This window comes from Peptostreptococcus canis (assembly GCF_014229965.1).
GTDB classification, from domain to species: domain Bacteria; phylum Bacillota; class Clostridia; order Peptostreptococcales; family Peptostreptococcaceae; genus Peptostreptococcus; species Peptostreptococcus canis.
Genome location: NZ_JABGBW010000036.1, coordinates 1 through 293, shown reverse-complemented (window position 1 = coordinate 293; position 293 = coordinate 1). Strand labels below are relative to the sequence as shown.

Annotated in this window: 1 protein-coding gene; it reads right to left on the bottom strand. The window is 29.7% G+C overall.

Annotated elements, in window-relative coordinates:
* Positions 1 to 293 (bottom strand): DUF11 domain-containing protein (locus HLB29_RS09590; protein WP_185624904.1); only part of this gene is annotated, 293 nt, incomplete at both ends.

Below are 293 nucleotides of genomic sequence, written 5' to 3'. Positions count from 1 at the left end.
GTTGGTTTATTTGGTACTGTCTTTTCCGGAGTAGGATTATGTGTTTCATTTGTTTCATAATCATTTTTACCATCATTTACCTTTGCCATATTTTTCAATGTAACTCCATCAATGTTATTATTTACTTTTACTTTAAAACTTACTGTAATGCTTTCTCCGGCTAATAACTTCTTTTTCCATGTAATTATTCCATCTTTATACACACCGCTATTATCTGCCGAATTTTCTATATATGCTGTATGTGTTGGAATTTTATCTGTAATGACAACATCTTGTTCTTTTCTAGTTGTATT